Source organism: Crenobacter caeni, assembly GCF_010435965.1.
In the GTDB taxonomy this organism is placed as follows: domain Bacteria; phylum Pseudomonadota; class Gammaproteobacteria; order Burkholderiales; family Chromobacteriaceae; genus Craterilacuibacter; species Craterilacuibacter caeni.
This window is the reverse complement of the sequence record NZ_JAAGAA010000013.1, coordinates 1-16,612: the sequence shown is the minus strand read 5'-3', so window position 1 is coordinate 16,612 and position 16,612 is coordinate 1. Positions and strand designations below refer to the sequence as shown.

The 16,612-nt window shown below is 61.5% G+C and carries 14 protein-coding genes and 3 tRNA genes; 12 read left to right on the top strand and 5 right to left on the bottom strand.

The features are described 5' to 3' along the window. Positions 1 to 376: 376 nt before the first annotated feature. On the bottom strand, positions 377 to 727 hold the full coding sequence (locus GZH52_RS13585; protein WP_163317120.1) for a transposase: 351 nt from the start codon (positions 725 to 727) through the stop codon (positions 377 to 379). A 90-nt stretch (positions 728 to 817) separates the two neighbouring features. Between GZH52_RS13585 and GZH52_RS13580 the strand changes: the two genes are divergently transcribed. The 9 genes from GZH52_RS13580 to GZH52_RS13545 all read left to right on the top strand — a co-directional run bounded on the left by GZH52_RS13580 (position 818) and on the right by GZH52_RS13545 (position 13,191). Beyond that, positions 818 to 1,147, top strand: coding sequence for a helix-turn-helix domain-containing protein (locus GZH52_RS13580; protein WP_163317118.1), 330 nt, complete (start codon positions 818 to 820; stop codon positions 1,145 to 1,147). Between the two features lie 143 nt (positions 1,148 to 1,290). Next, on the top strand, positions 1,291 to 2,202 hold the full coding sequence (locus tag GZH52_RS13575) for a helix-turn-helix transcriptional regulator (protein WP_163317116.1): 912 nt from the start codon (positions 1,291 to 1,293) through the stop codon (positions 2,200 to 2,202). Between the two features lie 10 nt (positions 2,203 to 2,212). Further along, entirely contained in the window at positions 2,213 to 3,763 is a 1,551-nt protein-coding gene (locus tag GZH52_RS13570) for a class I SAM-dependent DNA methyltransferase (protein ID WP_163317114.1), read from the top strand. Beyond that, positions 3,753 to 5,105, top strand: a complete 1,353-nt coding sequence (locus tag GZH52_RS13565) for a restriction endonuclease subunit S (protein ID WP_163317112.1) — start codon at positions 3,753 to 3,755, stop codon at positions 5,103 to 5,105. The genes GZH52_RS13570 and GZH52_RS13565 overlap by 11 nt, the downstream gene beginning before the upstream one ends. After that, positions 5,102 to 5,236 (top strand): hypothetical protein, encoded by a 135-nt coding sequence (locus tag GZH52_RS17025; RefSeq protein WP_275405079.1) that lies wholly within the window; start codon positions 5,102 to 5,104, stop codon positions 5,234 to 5,236. Before GZH52_RS13565 ends, GZH52_RS17025 begins: the two co-directional genes overlap by 4 nt. After that, positions 5,233 to 7,215, top strand: a complete 1,983-nt coding sequence (locus GZH52_RS13560; protein WP_203525765.1) for an AAA family ATPase — start codon at positions 5,233 to 5,235, stop codon at positions 7,213 to 7,215. Before GZH52_RS17025 ends, GZH52_RS13560 begins: the two co-directional genes overlap by 4 nt. Next, the gene (locus GZH52_RS13555) at positions 7,212 to 8,519 is read left to right on the top strand and encodes an McrC family protein (protein WP_163317110.1); all 1,308 of its coding nucleotides are present in this window, start codon (positions 7,212 to 7,214) and stop codon (positions 8,517 to 8,519) included. Before GZH52_RS13560 ends, GZH52_RS13555 begins: the two co-directional genes overlap by 4 nt. 18 nt (positions 8,520 to 8,537) lie before the next feature. After that, entirely contained in the window at positions 8,538 to 9,956 is a 1,419-nt protein-coding gene (locus GZH52_RS13550; protein WP_163317108.1) for an MATE family efflux transporter, read from the top strand. 109 nt (positions 9,957 to 10,065) lie between these two features. Continuing rightward, the gene (locus GZH52_RS13545; RefSeq protein ID WP_163317106.1) at positions 10,066 to 13,191 is read left to right on the top strand and encodes a type I restriction endonuclease subunit R; all 3,126 of its coding nucleotides are present in this window, start codon (positions 10,066 to 10,068) and stop codon (positions 13,189 to 13,191) included. Between the two features lie 311 nt (positions 13,192 to 13,502). Here GZH52_RS13545 and GZH52_RS13540 read toward each other — a convergent pair whose 3' ends face one another. The 3 genes from GZH52_RS13540 to folD form a co-directional block, all read right to left on the bottom strand. After that, positions 13,503 to 14,048, bottom strand: a complete 546-nt coding sequence (locus GZH52_RS13540; RefSeq protein WP_163317104.1) for a hypothetical protein — start codon at positions 14,046 to 14,048, stop codon at positions 13,503 to 13,505. A 2-nt stretch (positions 14,049 to 14,050) separates the two neighbouring features. Then, positions 14,051 to 14,914, bottom strand: coding sequence for a formyltetrahydrofolate deformylase (gene purU / locus GZH52_RS13535; protein WP_163317102.1), 864 nt, complete (start codon positions 14,912 to 14,914; stop codon positions 14,051 to 14,053). Between the two features lie 84 nt (positions 14,915 to 14,998). Continuing rightward, positions 14,999 to 15,850, bottom strand: a complete 852-nt coding sequence (folD, locus tag GZH52_RS13530; RefSeq protein ID WP_163317100.1) for a bifunctional methylenetetrahydrofolate dehydrogenase/methenyltetrahydrofolate cyclohydrolase FolD — start codon at positions 15,848 to 15,850, stop codon at positions 14,999 to 15,001. A 124-nt stretch (positions 15,851 to 15,974) separates the two neighbouring features. Between folD and GZH52_RS13525 the strand changes: the two genes are divergently transcribed. From GZH52_RS13525 to GZH52_RS13515, 3 genes are all read left to right on the top strand, one after another. Continuing rightward, a tRNA-Pro gene (locus GZH52_RS13525) sits at positions 15,975 to 16,051 on the top strand. 27 nt (positions 16,052 to 16,078) lie between these two features. Next, a tRNA-Arg gene (locus tag GZH52_RS13520) sits at positions 16,079 to 16,155 on the top strand. A 9-nt stretch (positions 16,156 to 16,164) separates the two neighbouring features. After that, positions 16,165 to 16,240: transfer RNA gene (locus tag GZH52_RS13515), tRNA-His, on the top strand. A gap of 137 nt (positions 16,241 to 16,377) precedes the next feature. On the opposite strand, the gene GZH52_RS16695 is transcribed toward GZH52_RS13515, so the two are convergent. After that, positions 16,378 to 16,612: hypothetical protein (locus tag GZH52_RS16695; protein ID WP_203525764.1), on the bottom strand; the 235-nt coding region annotated here is incomplete at its 5' end.

Below are 16,612 nucleotides of genomic sequence, written 5' to 3'. Positions count from 1 at the left end.
TGACCAAAAGCCAGTGGTGAGGTGATGAAATGAGCGAAGGCGGGTCAAGGGACCGTGGAATAAATGGGAGGGGCCCGCGGCGGCTTCTTGCCGTGGGAGGGCCCCCGTTTATGCCGCGAAAGCCCTTGACGCCGCTGTAGCGACCACACTCCCGGCCGCTGGGGTGGGTGAGTTTTTAACCCACCCCGGCTGCCTCACGGCGAGTGCGGGGTCTGGGGCAGCACCCCAGGGTGTTCGGCTTGCATGAAACGCCGACGTTGCCGTCAGCACTTTGGGGACATGGTTTGCGAAGAACTTCAACGCTGCGCAGGCAGGGTTGGATTCTTGCGATGATGCGTATCCCGGCCGTTGACCGTTTTCATCGCGTGGCGGCCGTCTACCGCGCAAAGGGCCGCATGTTATTTCGGCTGGCCTGCGCTTTCGGTACCGTCGCAAAGCCTTCACGATCCGACTCGTTGAAGTAGTGGCGGACGGTCTGCCGGAGGACGGAATTTTCCTGCTCCAAGCGCTGAATCCGCTGCAGCAATGCACGCGCATCCTGATTTCGGGCATCCACTAGCAGGTTCGCCTGCTCTCGTTGCAGGAAGGTCTCTAACCCGATTTGTTGCCAGGAGGCCAGGGTGGACATGTGCACGTCGAACTTGCGGGCTGCCTTGCTGATGCTTTTCACGTTCCGTAAGTAGCGTAGCGCCTCGATCTTGAACTGGTTCTGGTAGCGTCGCTTCATGATGCGGTTGAAATCTAAGAAATACTTAGTATATCTTAGCTTCGGTAGCTAAGAAAATCTTAGGCATCGCGCACCCACGAACTTTGCGACATGCCCAAGTACTCCCCACTCCCTGAGCGGCTCAAGGCTGCCCGCCTCGACAGAGGCCTGACCCAGCAGCAACTGGGCATCCTGCTAGACATGGATCCCAACAGCGCGAGTGCACGGATGAGCCAATACGAAACCGGCAAGCACATGCCCGACTACGACACCATGAAACGCATGGCCGATGAGCTCGGCGTGCCGGTGGCGTACTTCTTCTGCGAAAACGAGCTGGACGCGCAGATCATCAAGCAACTCGGCGCTCTGGACGACGAGCAAAAGCAGGCCCTGCTCGCCCAGTTGGCCAGCTTGAAAGCGCGGACGCCAGTAATCCGCTGAAGACGCGTGCTCACACCGCCTGCGCTATCTGGCTTGGCAAGGACGCCACACCGAGCCGTTCAACCAGTTCAATCTAATCAAAATGATGATATTTGTGCCGTCGCATGGCACAATGCCCTTGTATTGACTGACTGGCAACTGCCATGGACACCATCCCCGCCAACCTGGGGCAACTCACCCACAATCAGCGTCAGCGGCTGAGTTTTCTCGAGTTCTGCCTGTACTTTCTCGGCGAAGTGCGGCGCGCCGACCTGATGGCGCGTTTCGATGTCGCGCCGGCGGTAGCCACCCGCGACTTTGCCTTGTACCGGCAGCTTGCGCCGGACAACCTCTTGCTTGACCCGTCGAGCAAAGCCTATTTCATCCAGCCGGGTTTCGCGCCGCTGTTCGGGCACCGGCTGGAGCAAGTGCTAGCCGCGCTGATGCAGGGCGAGCCGTACAGCATCGAGGCGGTCGGCGCTGCCTTGCTGCCGGGCGACTACCCGGCACTGCTCAACCGGCCGCAGCTACCCATCCTCGCCGCGGTCAGCCGCGCGATCCGCCAGCAGCGCCTCATGCGCATCCGTTACCACTCGGAAAGCAGCGGCGAGCAGGAGCGCTTGATCGCCCCGCACGCGCTGGTCGACAGCGGCCTGCGCTGGCATGTGCGCGCCTTCGACCGGCTGCGCGGTGCGTTTATCGACCTGGTGCTCACCCGCATCCTGAGTGCCGAGCTGCTGGCCGAAACCCCGGCACCGCACGAACAGCCGGCAGCCGATCGCCAGTGGCAGACCCTGCTCACCCTTGAGCTGGTGCCGCACCCGCGCCTGGGACACCCCGCCGTTGCCGCGCTCGACTACGCGCTGGCAGACGGCCGGCTCTCGCTGCCGGTACGCGCCGTCAGTGCGGGCTATTTGCTGCGCCGCTGGAACGTCGACGCTTCGCCCGATGCCGCAAGCAAAGACCCGGCCTGCCGGCTGTGGCTGGCCAACCCTGACGTGCTGGCCGGCGTCGACAGCGCCGTACTCGCTCCCGGCTGGCCGGCTGCTGCCGCCGAACACCCCGAATTCCGATAGAAAGACCACCATGCTCGACGACATCCAGAAAACCCTGTGGGCCGCCGCCGACAAGCTGCGCGCCAACGTGGACGCGGCCGAATACAAGCACCTGGTGCTCGGCCTGATCTTCCTCAAGTTCGTGTCCGACACCTTCCAGGCGCGGCGCGACGAGCTGACCCGCCGCTTTACCGACGAGCAGGACGAATACTTCCTGCACGACGCGGACGCCGAACTGATCGCCGAAGAGCTGGAAGAGCGCGACTACTACCGCGAGGTGAACGTGTTCTGGGTGCCGGAGGCCGCGCGCTGGGAGGCGCTGCGCGCCAACGCCAAGCAGGCCGACATCGGCAAACGTATCGACGACGCGCTGGCGCTGATCGAAGCGGACAACCCGCGCCTGAAGGGCATCCTCGACAAACGCTACGCGCGCGCACCACTGCCGGACGGCAAGCTGGGCGAGCTGGTCGATCTGATCTCCACCATCGGCTTCGGGCAGGACCAGAGCCAGGCACGCGATATTCTAGGGCAGGTGTACGAATACTTCCTCGGCCAGTTCGCCAGCGCCGAAGGCAAGAAGGGCGGCCAGTTCTACACCCCGCAGTCCATCGTGAAAACACTGGTGGCGGTGCTCGACCCGCACCAGGGCAAGGTGTACGACCCGTGCTGCGGCTCCGGCGGCATGTTCGTGCAATCCGAAAAATTCATCGAAGCACACGGCGGCAAGCTGGGCGATGTGGCCATCTACGGCCAGGAATCCAACCCCACCACCTGGCGTCTGGCGGCGATGAACCTTGCCATCCGCGGCATCGACTTCAACCTCGGCCGCGAACCGGGCGACACTTTCACCCGCAACCAGCACCCGGACCTGCGCGCCGACTTCATCCTCGCCAACCCGCCGTTCAATATCAGCGACTGGTGGCATGGTTCGCTGGAAGGCGACCCGCGCTGGGTGTACGGCACCCCGCCGCAAGGCAACGCCAACTACGCCTGGCTGCAGCACATGCTGTACCACCTGAAAGCAGGTGGCCGCGCCGGCATCGTGCTCGCCAACGGCAGCATGAGTTCGACGCAAAACAGCGAGGGCGACATCCGCCGCGCCATGGTCGACGCCGACGTGGTCGAAGTGATGGTCGCGCTGCCCGGCCAGCTGTTCTTCAACACCCAGATCCCGGCCTGCCTGTGGTTCCTCGCCAAGGGCAAGGCTACCCGCCAGGGCGAAGTGCTGTTCATCGACGCGAGGAAGCTCGGCAGCATGATCAGCCGCGTGCAGGCGGAACTGGCCGACGACGCCATCGAACGCATCGCCGCCACCGTCAAGGCGTGGCGCGGTGAAGGTGAGGCGGCGTACGAGGACATCCCCGGCTACTGCAAGAGCGTTACCCTCGCCGAGATCGCCGAACACGGCCATGTGCTCACCCCCGGCCGCTACGTCGGCGCAGAAGCGGTAGAGGATGACGACGAGGCGTTCGAGGAGAAGATGGCGGCGCTGACCGCGAAGCTGGCCGAGCAGATGGCCAAGGGCGCGGAGCTGGATCAGCTGATCCGCCACAAGCTGGGGGGGATTGGGTATGAGTTTTGAGTGGCGTCGTCTCGGAGATCATTGCCTAAAGATTGGAAGCGGTGCGACGCCCAAAGGTGGCAAAGACGCTTACCTCGACTCAGGCCCATTTACGCTAATTCGCAGCCAAAACGTCTATAACGACGGGTTTAAACCAGCCGGATTAGCCTTCATTAGTACCGATCAAGCGAAAAAGCTTGATGGTGTTTCTGTTGAGGCTGGAGATGTCTTGCTGAACATAACTGGTGATTCGGTTGCCCGTGTCTGCTTAGCACATTCGCAATACCTGCCTGCTCGTGTTAACCAACACGTTGCAATCGTCCGGCCAAATCCATCCGTTTTCGATAGTCGTTTCCTGCGCTATTTTTTGGCTTCGCCGTATCAGCAAGATTTGATGCTCGGCTTAGCTGCAGCTGGGGCAACTAGAAACGCTTTGACAAAAGGGATGATTGAGGACTTTAAAGTCCCATGTCCTCCAATCAGAGAGCAAAAGGCATCTGCTGACGTTCTGTCAGCCCTCGACGACCGCATCGCTCTGCTGCGCGAAACCAACGCCACGCTGGAAGCCATCGCGCAGGCGCTGTTCAAGTCGTGGTTCGTCGACTTCGACCCCATCCACGCCAACGCCGGCACCCGCCCCGCCACCCTGCCGCCGGAGCTGCAGGCGCTGTTCCCGTCCACCTTCACCGAGACCGCGCAGGGGTTGGTGCCGGAGGGGTGGGAGGCCTCCGTCCTTGGTGATATTTGCAGAAGATATGGAGGGTTAATTCAAACTGGCCCATTCGGGAGCCAGTTGCATGCCTCTGATTATGTGGCCGAGGGTATTCCAGTTGTGATGCCAAGAGACATTGTTAGCCGCAGGGTGGAGCAGTCGACAACGGCAAAAATCGGAAAAGGCGATGCCTTAAGGCTGGCTAAACATTATTTGAAAAATGGCGACATCGTGTTTAGTCGTCGTGGTGATGTAGAAAAGCATGCATTGATTGGAGGTAAGGAATCCGGCTGGCTATGTGGGACAGGTTGTCTGTTGGTACGGCCTGGTAAAGGCTTCCCATCCTCTTCATTCCTGTCAAGATCGTTAGATCAGGCGGCTAGCCGAGAATGGCTTGTTAGACATGCTGTTGGCGCTACTATGCCAAATTTGAATACAAGCATTCTAGAAGCTGTGCCGGTGTTGCAGCCAAGTACGGCTGTACTGATTGCATTCGAGAAATTGGTGGGACATTTTGAGTGCTCAATTTCGCACAACATAGATCAAGCCCAAACCCTCTCCACCCTGCGCGACACCCTGCTGCCGCGCCTGATCTCCGGCCAGTTGCGGCTGTCGGAGGCCGAGACGCTGATCGAGGAGGCCGGCGCATGAACAAACCCAAAGTGCCACCCGCGCCGGTGGGTTACGCCGCTGCGCGGCTCACCCACCCGACCGCACGCCTGCTCTCCGGCCATTTGTGGCTGCCGGATGTCGAAGTCAAACTTTGCAAGGAACTGCCATGACCTCGCCAGACAAGAGCGGCTATCAGCACTACCTGAAAGCTCAGCGCAACCTGCAACCCAATACCATCAATAGCTATTGCTCCGGCTTGAACCATCTGTCCAAGCATTGCGGCCAGGATCTGTTCACGCTCACCCAACTGGATGAGCTGGACGCGTTGTTGGTCCGTTATGCTCAAGGAGGGGTTGATCAGGCGCAGGGAAACTATGGCAGTTGGGCTGCCAGCAACGCCTTGCGACACTGGCGGGATTACGTTGCCCTGATACAGGGAGGCGGTAGCGTTTTAGCCCAAGGCCCAACGCTGGAAAGCTTCTTTTCCGACCCGGCAGAGGCGGGGCTACCTCTTCCCTTGAACCAGATCCTGTACGGACCGCCAGGCACTGGCAAGACCTACGAAACCATCCGTGCTTCTCTGAAGATTCTCGACCCGGCAGTAGTGGGGGATTACGACGCGGCGCTGGCTACAGCGGTTTCGCTGGAAGAAAAGTCGCAGGCACGTGAAACGCTGAAGGATCGCTTCGACCAGTTGTGCGCCGAAGACCGCATCCGCTTTGTCACCTTCCACCAGAGCTTCAGTTACGAGGATTTTGTCGAGGGGCTGCGGGCGGAGACGGACGAAACCAGCGGACAGATCCGCTACCAGGTGGTCGACGGCGTATTCAAGAGTCTGTGCGAACTGGCAGACGTAAAAGTCACCCGCCAGACGGATGCGCCTCTAGACGTTGCGGGACGGACAGTCTGGAAAATGTCACTCGGTAACACTCAGGGCAGCGACGCAGGGGTCTTCGACGAGTGCATCGAGAATGGTTATGTACTGCTGGGCTACGGTGGAGGCCTCGACTTCACCGGCTGTACTGACCGCCAAGCGATCCGGCAACGATTCGAGGCAGCAGGCATACCGCTGACCGGCAACACCGATTACAACCTGACCAGCGTGACGGCCTTTGCCACCCGAATGAAGACCGGCGATTTGGTGGTGGTCAGCGATGGCAACTTCAAGTTGCGCGCCATCGGCGAGATAACCGGCGACTACAGCCACAAGAGCAATCCAGGGCAGGACAGTGATTATGTGCAGATGAGGCCAGTCAAGTGGTTGCGCCAGTACAGTCCGTCCTTGCCGTATACGGCACTGCTGAACGGCCAGTTCAGCCAGATGACCTTGTACGAATTGCGCAGCCCTTCTCTGGACGCGTTCAAGCTGGAAAAGCTGTTGCAGCCACAGGCTATGGATGCGGCAGCCACCAGCCAGGACGCACGCGTACTGGTGATCGACGAGATCAACCGTGGCAATATCTCGCGCATCTTTGGCGAGCTGATCACCCTGATCGAGCCGTCCAAGCGTGCCGGCGCGGCCGAGGCGCTGGAGGTGACGCTGCCGTATTCGAAACAAGCATTCAAGGTGCCGGACAACGTCTACCTGATCGGCACCATGAATACCGCCGACCGCTCACTCGCCGGGCTGGATCTGGCGCTGCGCCGCCGCTTCACCTTCATCGAAATGCCGCCAAAGCCCGAGCTGCTGGACGGGGTGGAGGTGGAAGGCGTGAACATCGGCCAGATGCTTCGGGTGATGAACCAGCGCATTACCTTACTGCTCAACGCTGATCACTGTCTCGGCCACGCCTACTTCATGCCGCTGCAGGATGACCCGACACTCTCGCGGCTTTCTGCGATCTTCCGCCAATCCATCCTGCCGCTGCTGCAGGAATATTTCTTCGAGGACTGGGAGCGCATTCGCTGGGTTTTGAACGATCAGAGCAAGACCGATGATGTAGCATTCATCGTGGAAGACAAGGCGCTGGGGCTGGCCGGCCTGTTCCCCGGCGTGCAAGACAAGCTGCGCCAGACGCCACAATGGCAACTCAACGAGAGTGCTTTTGATAAGCGCGCGGCGTACGCGGGGATTGCCGGTGGGCAATCTGAGGCACAGCAAGACACGGCTGTCGCGGCAGCCTCGCCCGAGATGGCCACAGCTGGATGAGTTCACTCATCGTAGTTCGTGAGTATGCCCGGCTGACCACAGCTCCGCTGCCGCGTAACACGCTGGACGAAGCCCAGGTCAGCCCATCAGCCTTCGCCTGGCTATGCGAGCTGATGGCGGGCTTCCGCCGCTCGGGTGCCCAGTTGATGCAACTGGAAGGCCGGCAGTGCCTGCGGCTGGACAGCTACGTCGGCGTGTTGGAAAGCCCGTGTGGTCAGGTGATCGAGATCCTGCCCAAGCACCACGACGAAGGCGACTGCGAGACGTCATCCCGCCGGCTGCTTTGCAAGCTGATCGCCAGCGCGCTGGATCTGTCGCCGCGCGAAGCACAAGAGGCGGGATTGCAGCTGTTCGATACTCCGCTGTCCGAGTGGGTGATGCGAGAGTTCCTGCGGGCGCTGGAACAACTGGTCAAGCGCGGCCTGCGTTTTGATTACCAGCGCATCGAGGAAGAACAGCGCTACCTGCGCGGCCAGCTCGATGTGGTGCGGCAGATGCGCCAGCCGCCCGGGCGTGACCATTACTTCCAGATCCGCCACGATGTCTTTCTGCCGGATCGTCCGGAAAACCGCTTGCTGCAAAGTGCGCTGGCGCTGGTTTGCAAGGCGACCCAGGACCCCGACAACTGGCGGCTGGCCCACGAACTGGCCGGCATGCTGCACGAGCTGCCGGCCAGCCGGAATACCGAAGCGGACTTCAGGCAATGGCGGGATGACCGGCTGATGGCGCACTATCAGGCAGTGAAGCCTTGGTGCGAGCTGATTCTGTACCGCCACATGCCGCAGGCGGTAGCGGGAGACTATCGCGGCATCAGCCTGCTGTTTCCGATGGAGAAGCTGTTCGAGGACTACGTCGCCCGCCATGTGCGCAGCCGCTTGCTGCCGGGGGCGCGGCTAACCACGCAAGCAAGCAGCGACGCACTGTGTACTCATCTGGGCAAAAAGATGTTCCAGCTGCAGCCGGATTTGCTGATCGAACAGGGCAGCATGCGCTGGGTGCTCGATACAAAGTGGAAGCGGCTGGATAGCAGCGACCGGGATGGCAAGTACGGTTTGAGTCAGGCCGACTTCTACCAGCTCTTTGCCTATGGCCAGCGCTATCTGGACGGAAAAGGCGAGCTGGCGCTGATCTACCCGGCATACCGGAAATTTGCGCGTCCCTTGCATCCCTTCGACTTTGGCGGCGGACTGCGCTTGCATGTGGTGCCGTTCGACCTGGAGCGGGACGAGTTGTTGCTGCCAGTGGGGTGCGGGTTTCCGCTCTTGGCCAAGTCTGTAGCAACCGACTTGGAGCCTATTCATTGATCAAGGATATTGTTTGAAGTGTCCATACACGAGAGCGTGATTGGCTCTGCCTGGTCCAGGTTAGCCGACCGATTGCGGTATTTTGACTGGCTGTTCTGGCTGTGCCTGATCGGCGCGATGTTGCTGCCGAAGCTGTACGAAATCCACCGCGTCTGGCAGGTCGGTGATCTGCCTCCCGAGGTGCTGGCGGCGGTCGAGCAGTTTCGTTTTGCCGAACTGGCGCTAGAAGTGATTTTGGAATCGGTGCCGTTCGCGGTGCTAGCAGCCTGTGCCCGCCTGAAACGCAAGGAACGTGCTGCTGGGTTTTCGGTGGCAGCCATCATCTGGACGGGGGGCGCAGCTTGTGTGCTGATGCTGGCTATCCAACTGGGTGCAACCTACTGGATGTCGACAGCCAGCAAATTGCCCGAGGCATGGCTGGCTCCGACTGTGCAGTACCTGCAGTTTCGCAGCGTAGGCATGCCATTCGAAGTGATGGCAATGACCCTGATGATGGCGCTCAAGGGAATGGGGCACGGACGACGGGTGGTTGGGGTGACCGCTTTGACCTTGGCCTGCGGCATGGCCGTGGATGCCTTGCTGTATGGCCGTTTTTCCTGGTCGCTCGATCTGGGGCTGGACGGGATCGCTTTGGGCTATGTACTGACCCGCATGGCCGGTTTCGCTTGTGCACTGTGGGCCTTATGGTCGATCGCAGGGTGGCCCCGCTGGCGATTTACCCGTTGTTTCATGCCCTTACGCAACTTTTTGCGCGTAGGCGGCATGACGGGGCTCGACTGTTTGATCCGCAATGCCGGATATAGCTACCTACTGGTGCTGATTAACCTGATGGGGGTGCTGCCCTACGCCGCGTATGGGCTGGCCATGCAGCTCATCTGGACCGCGCTGATTCCGGTATTGGCCCTGTCAGAAACGACCATGGTAGCCGTCGGCAAGTCGGATGACCTGATCCGGCGGCGGCAGGCCATTGTTTCCAGCTTGTCGGTGCTGCTGTTGCTGAACCTATTCCTGCTACTTGCCCTGTCGTGGTGGCAAGGTTGGGCCTTGATGCTGAACACGGACAGTGCGCTGGTGGCCTTGTCCGGCGAGATGGCCCTTTGGTTAGTATTGCCGTATGTGCTGTTTACGTTCTCGCAGACGGCCCGCGGCATGTTGATCGGCGCCCGTGTGGCCTGGCCGATTCCATTGTCGACAACGGTAGTGACGCTGCTGACGACGGTGCCCGCCGCTGTGGCTGTTCAGGCATGGGGCTGGGCGCCGACTGTGCGCGAGGTGATTGCAGTCATGAGTGCGGGGTTCGTGATCGACGCTCTCATTACGTGGCCTCTGTGCTGGTGCTATGTCTGGGTGGGGCGGGCATTGCCGGCATCGGTGCAGCATGACACTCCATCCCTTCCTGCCGTATCGGATGGCGACAGGCAATTGGCAACTGGATAGCGCCAGAACAAACGGGCCGGGAAAATCATCCTGACAACAGATCAGGTCCGGAACACGCAACACAGAATTGCAAAGACTCAGGCCGCCGTGCGGCCACAAAGGGGTAAGCATGACCGAAGACCAACTGGAACAGGAAGCGCTGAGCTATCTGGTGGAGACCGGCTACAGCCATGTGTCCGGCTACGACATCGCGCCGGAGGCCGAGTACGCTGAACGCGCCGACTACCGCCAGCCCCTGCTACTGGAACGGCTGCGCACGGCGATTGCCCGCCTCAACCCGCGCCTGCCGCTGGCCGCCCGCGAAGATGCACTGGCGCAGGTGATGGATCTGGGCGTGCCGTCGCTGCTGGCAGCCAACCGCCACTTCCACGGTCTGTTGGTGAACGGCGTGCCGGTGCAGTACCAGCAGGACGGCGAGACGCGCGGTGACTTCGCCCGCCTGATCGACTGGGAAAACGCGCCCGGCGCCAACGAGTTCCTGGCGGTCAACCAGTACACGCTGAAGGGGCCCAAGCATGCGCGGCGGCCGGATATCCTGCTGTTCGTGAACGGCCTGCCGCTGGTGCTGATGGAGCTGAAGAACCCGGCCGACGAGAATGCGGATATCTGGAAGGCGTTCGAGCAGGTACAGACCTACAAGGAACAGATCCCGGACGTGTTCCAGTACAACGAGGTGCTGGTGATCTCGGACGGCAGCCAGGCGCGCATGGGTTCGCTGTCGGCCAACGCCGAGCGCTACATGCAGTGGCGCACCATCGACGGGGTGACGCTCGACCCGCTGGGCCAGTTCAACGAGCTGGAAACCATGATCCGCGGCGTGTTCGCGCCGGCCTGCCTGCTCGACTACCTGCGCTTTTTCGTACTGTTCGAGGACGACGGCCGGCTGATCAAGAAGATCGCCGGCTACCACCAGTTCCACGCGGTGCGCAGCGCGATCGGGCAGGTGGTCGCCGCGTCGCGGCCGGAGGTGGCCGGCAGCCGCAAGGGCAAGGGCGGCGTGGTGTGGCACACCCAGGGCAGCGGCAAGAGCATCACCATGACCTGTTTTGCCGCGCGGGTGATGCGCGAGGCTGCGATGGAGAATCCGACCATCGTGGTGATCACTGACCGCAACGACCTGGACGGCCAGCTGTTCGGCGTGTTCTCGCTGGCACAGGGTCTGCTGCGCGAACAGCCGGTGCAGGCGGACACCCGGCAGGACTTGCGTGCCCGGCTGGCGGGGCGGCCATCCGGCGGCATCATCTTCGCCACCATCCAGAAGTTCGCACCGGGCGCGGACGAGGACAGCTTCCCGATGTTGTCCGACCGCCACAACATCGTGGTGATCGCCGACGAGGCGCACCGCACCCAGTACGGCTTCGAGGCCAAACTGAAGACCCGGCAGGCGACCGGCACGCTCGCCGCCGAGCCGGCCGCACACTATCAGGTCGGTTTCGCCCAGCACTTGCGCGACGCACTGCCCAACGCGACCTTCGTCGCCTTTACCGGCACCCCGGTCTCCAGCGAAGACCGCGACACCCGCGCCGTGTTCGGCGACTACATCCACGTCTACGACATGCAGCAGGCCAAGGAAGACGGCGCGACGGTGGCCATCTACTACGAGTCGCGGCTGGCCAAGCTGCGCCTGGTTGACGCTGTGTTGCCGCTGATCGACGACGAGGTGGACGAACTGGCCGAGGACGAGGAGGAAGACCAGCAGTCTCGCCTGAAGTCAAAGTGGGCGGCACTGGAAAAGGTGGTCGGCGCCGAGCCGCGTGTCCGGCAAGTGGCGGCGGATCTGGTCGCGCATTTCGAGGCGCGGCAGACCGCGCAACGCGGCAAGGCGATGGTGGTGGCGATGAGCCGCGAGATCTGCGTGCATCTGTATGACGCGATCTGCGCGCTGCGCCCCGACTGGCACGACGAAGACCCGGACAAGGGCGCGATCAAGATCGTGATGACCGGCTCGGCCTCGGACAAGGCCTTGCTGCGCCCGCACGTCTACCCCAAGCAGGTGAAGAAGCGGCTGGAGCAGCGCTTCAAGGACCCGGACGACCCGCTGCAGCTGGTGATCGTGCGCGACATGTGGCTGACCGGCTTTGACGCGCCGTGCGTGCATACGCTGTACGTCGACAAGCCGATGAAGGGTCACAACCTGATGCAGGCGATCGCCCGCGTCAACCGTGTGTTCCGCGACAAGCAAGGCGGGCTGGTGGTCGACTACATCGGCATCGCCAACGAACTGAAAGCTGCGCTGAAGGAGTACACCGCCAGCAACGGTCGCGGCCGGCCGACGGTGGACGCGGCCGAGGCCTGGTCGCTGCTCGAAGAAAAGCTCGACATCCTGCGCGGCCTCTTGCACGGCTTTGACTACAGCGACTTCACCCAGGGCGGCCACAAGCTGTTGGCCGGCGCCGCCAACCATGTGCTGGGGCAGCCGGACGGCAAGAAGCGCTTCGCCGACACTGCCTTGCAGATGAGCAAGGCGTTCAGCTTGTGCTGCACGCTGGACGAGGCCCGCGCGGTACGCGACGAGGTAGCCTTTCTGCAGGCGGTGAAGGTGCTGCTGACCAAGCGTGACCTGTCCGAGAAGAAGCGCAGCGACGAGGAAAAGGAACTGGCGATCCGCCAGATCATCGGCCAGGCGCTGGTCAGCGACGAGGTGGTCGACATCTTCGACGCGGTCGGCCTCGACAAGCCGAATATCGGCCTGCTCGACGACGAATTCCTCGCCGAAGTGCGCAACCTGCCGGAGAAGAACCTGGCGGTGGAACTGTTGGAACGCCTGCTTGAAGGCGAGATCCGCAGCAAGTTCGCCAGCAACGTGATCCAGCAGAAGAAGTTTTCCGAACTCCTGGCCTCGGTGGTCAAGCGTTACCAGAACCGCAGCATCGAGACCGCACAGGTGATGGAAGAGCTGGTCGAGATGGCCAGGAAATTCCGCGAGGCGGCCGGCCGCGGCGAGGCGCTGGGGCTGAGTGACGACGAGGTGAAGTTCTACGACGCGCTGGCCAACAACGCCGCAGCGGTGCTCGAACTGGGCGACGAGACGCTGAAAAAGATCGCCCACGAACTCACCAGTAACCTGCGCGAGAACATCAGCGTCGACTGGTCGCAGCGCGAGAGCGTGCGCGCCAGGCTGCGGCTGATGGTCAAACGCATCCTGCGCAAGTACAAGTACCCGCCGGACGGGCAGGACGAGGCCGTGCAGACGGTGTTGCAACAGGCCGAGGCGCTGGGGGAGGCGTGGGTGTGACGCAGCTAGTTGGGGGCGGTGGGGCTGGTGACCTGCAGTCCTCGCCGGATCGCGCTCCAGCGTCCAGACGTAGATAAGGCGCCGACGGTTACGTCGGCGCCTTGAGATATACAGGGCATAGCGACTATGCCTTGCCTACACCAAGTCGCTCACTCACGAAAAATGTAGCAGTGAGGTACAAGTCCCAAGGGCTGGCAAAATATTACTGTTAACAATGTACCAAACCCTGATGCCACTCACTCACGCGCTAATGTGAGTGAATTTACTCCACATAGTGTTTGGGTGCGCCGTTTGTGTTTGTGCAGACGTCTTCAGCCGCCGGTTGCTGCTTTCACCGGCAGGATGATCCAGCCCAGCGACTCGCCCGCCGAGAAGGCCAGCATCATCAGTAGCGCGGCGATCGGGCTGAACAGCAGCGTGCCCAGTAGCACGCGCACGCGGGTATTGCCGCTGACCGCAGCGAGCGCGTTGATCATCACCAACATGCCGAACAGGGCGATCACCATGGTGACCGCGTCGGCGACGTCGCCGGGCAGCCAGCTGGCCAGCGGACTCAGCAACTGCACCGCGCCGACCGCGACGATGATGCCGAACAGCGGGCGTTGCGCGCCAGTATCGGCAAACTTCAGCCAGCGGCGCATGAAGCCGGCGAGCAGGATGCTCTCGGCGGTGCCCAGCAGGGTGAACAGCATCAGCCGGCCGGCGATGTCGTCGCCAAGGTCGGTCGCGCCAGCCGCGCCGAGCAGGCCGCTGAGCAGCAGCAGGATCGCCGGTTGCCAGGGCGGGTAGTTGTAATGGGCGAGCGGCTGGACCCGCCCGCGGATCAGGTCGATCGCGTCGTGGAAGATGGCCTGCATGCTCAGTCGAACACGACGGTCTTGTTGCTGTACGACAGGACCCGGTTGTCGATGTGCCAGCGTACGGCACGGGACAGCACCACTTTCTCCAGGTCGCGCCCCTTCTCGACCAGGTCTTCCACGCTGTCGCGGTGCGAGATGCGGGTCACCTCCTGCTCGATGATCGGGCCTTCGTCGAGGTCTTCGGTCACGTAGTGGCTGGTCGCGCCGATCAGCTTCACGCCGCGCGCGAACGCGCGGTGGTAGGGTTTGGCGCCGTCGAAAGCCGGCAGGAAACTGTGGTGGATGTTGATCACCCGATTCGGGTAGCGCTCGACGAAGCGCTCGGACAGCACCTGCATGTAGCGGGCCAGTACGATGAAGTCGACACCGGCTTCTTCCATCAGCCGCCACTGTTCGGCTTCGGCCTCGGCCTTGTTGTCCTTGTTGACCGGCAGTACGTGAAAGGGGATGCCGTTGAATTCGACGATGCGCCGGCAGTCCTCGTGGTTGGAGATCACCAGCGGAATCTCGCAGTCAAGCTCGCCGATGCGCCAGCGGTGCAGCAGGTCGACCAGGCAGTGTTCGTACTTGGAGACGAAGATCGCCATGCGCGGTTTGCGGGCCGACAGCGAAACATGCCATTGCATCTGGTGTTCGGCGGCGATCGGCGCGAAGGCGGCGCCGAAGCTTTCCATCGGCAGGGTGAAGCCGTCGAGTTCCCACTGTACGCGCATCAGGAACAGTTTTTCGCTGAGGTCCTGATGCTGATCAGCGTGCATGATGTTCGCGTTGTAAGTCATCAGGAAGTTGGCAATGGCAGCGACCAGCCCCTTGCGGTCGGGGCAACTCACCAGCAAGGTGGCGGTGGCGGGTTTCGAGTTCATCGTATGGGGTGTCCGTGAGGTATCCATAGAAAGCAAAACGCCACGCACCCGTGGGCGGTGGCGTTGTGTCGGCTATTCAGAAAGTCATGCGTGCAGGTTCGCGCAATCGAGCGTGTTCTGCAAGAGGGTCGCGATGGTCATCGGGCCGACGCCGCCGGGAACCGGTGTGATGAAGGCCGCGCGTTCGCAGGCTGGGGAAAACTCCACGTCGCCGGCGAGCGAGCCGTCCGCCAACCGGTTGATGCCGACGTCGATCACTACCGCGCCGGGCTTGATCCACTCGCCCTTGACGAAGCCAGGCTTGCCGATCGCAGCAACGACGATGTCGGCACCCGCGACTTCCGCGGCCAGGTTTTCGGTCGCGCTGTGGCAGACTGTCACCGTCGCACGCGCCAACAGCATTTCCAGCGCCTGCGGGCGGCCGACAATATTGGACGCACCGACGATCACCGCCTTCTTGCCCTTCGGATCGATACCGTATTTTTCCAGCAGCGTCATCACGCCGCGCGGCGTGCACGGTCGCAGCAGCGGCATCTTGATCGCCAGGCGGCCCATGTTGTAGGGGTGGAAACCGTCCACGTCCTTGTGCGGGGCGATGCGCTCGATCACGGCCTGCGGGTCGATATGCTTGGGCAGCGGTAGCTGGACCAAGATGCCGTCCACCTCGTCGTCGGCATTCAACTGGTCGACGATGGCCAGCAGTTCTGCCTGCGTGGTCGACGCCGGCAGGTCCCAGGCCAGCGAACGGATGCCGGCCTTCTCGCAGCTCTTTTTCTTGTTGCGCACGTAAACCGCCGATGCAGGGTCATCGCCGATTAGGATCACGGCGAGGGCAGGGGCGCGCTTGCCTGCGGCGAGACGGGCGTCAACGCCAGTGCGGACTTCTTCGATCAGTGCTGCTGCGACGGCCTTGCCGTCGATGATTTGTGCCGACATGTGTGTAAGGCTTCCGGAGTGGGGGGCGGGATATCAAGCTGTATATTTTCGCATTTATATGCCAGCCTGCTCAATGGGGATTGACGAGGTGGCTGCCCGCAGGTATAGTCCACGCCTCTGATGTCGGAGTGTAGCGCAGCCCGGTAGCGCACCTGCTTTGGGAGCAGGGGGTCCAAGGTTCGAATCCTTGTACTCCGACCAAGAATTCAAGCGTCTGAGTTCAGACTTGCGCCCGTAGCTCAACCGGATAGAGCACCGGCCTTCTAAGCCGGGGGTTACAGGTTCGAGTCCTGTCGGGCGCGCCAGGTTCGTTGGTGGATGTAGCTCAGTTGGTAGAGTCCCGGATTGTGATTCCGGTTGTCGTGGGTTCGAGTCCCATCATCCACCCCATATCAAGCTAAAACCCTGATTTTCCAAGGAAATCAGGGTTTTTTGCGTAGATAAAACGATTTGCTGCACGAGCTGTTGCGCATGCGGGGAGTGAAAGTCGGCCAGTCACTGAAGGTGGGTGGACATGAAGACGTGTTTTATCTTAAAGAGTAGATCAGGTGTTTCGGTGTTTGTTCGAAAAACACTTGACCCTGCCGTAACGGTTTGATAAATTCACTTTCCTCGATGCAACGCACACAACGCGGAACGTCACTGCTCTTTAACAGAACGAACAACCGATAGGTGTGAGTGCTTGGCGCAGCCAACACTTGCACTGCAAGAAGAAGGAAACGAAAGTTTCTTTGGACTTGCGTGCCAGAAGTACGAAAAAGT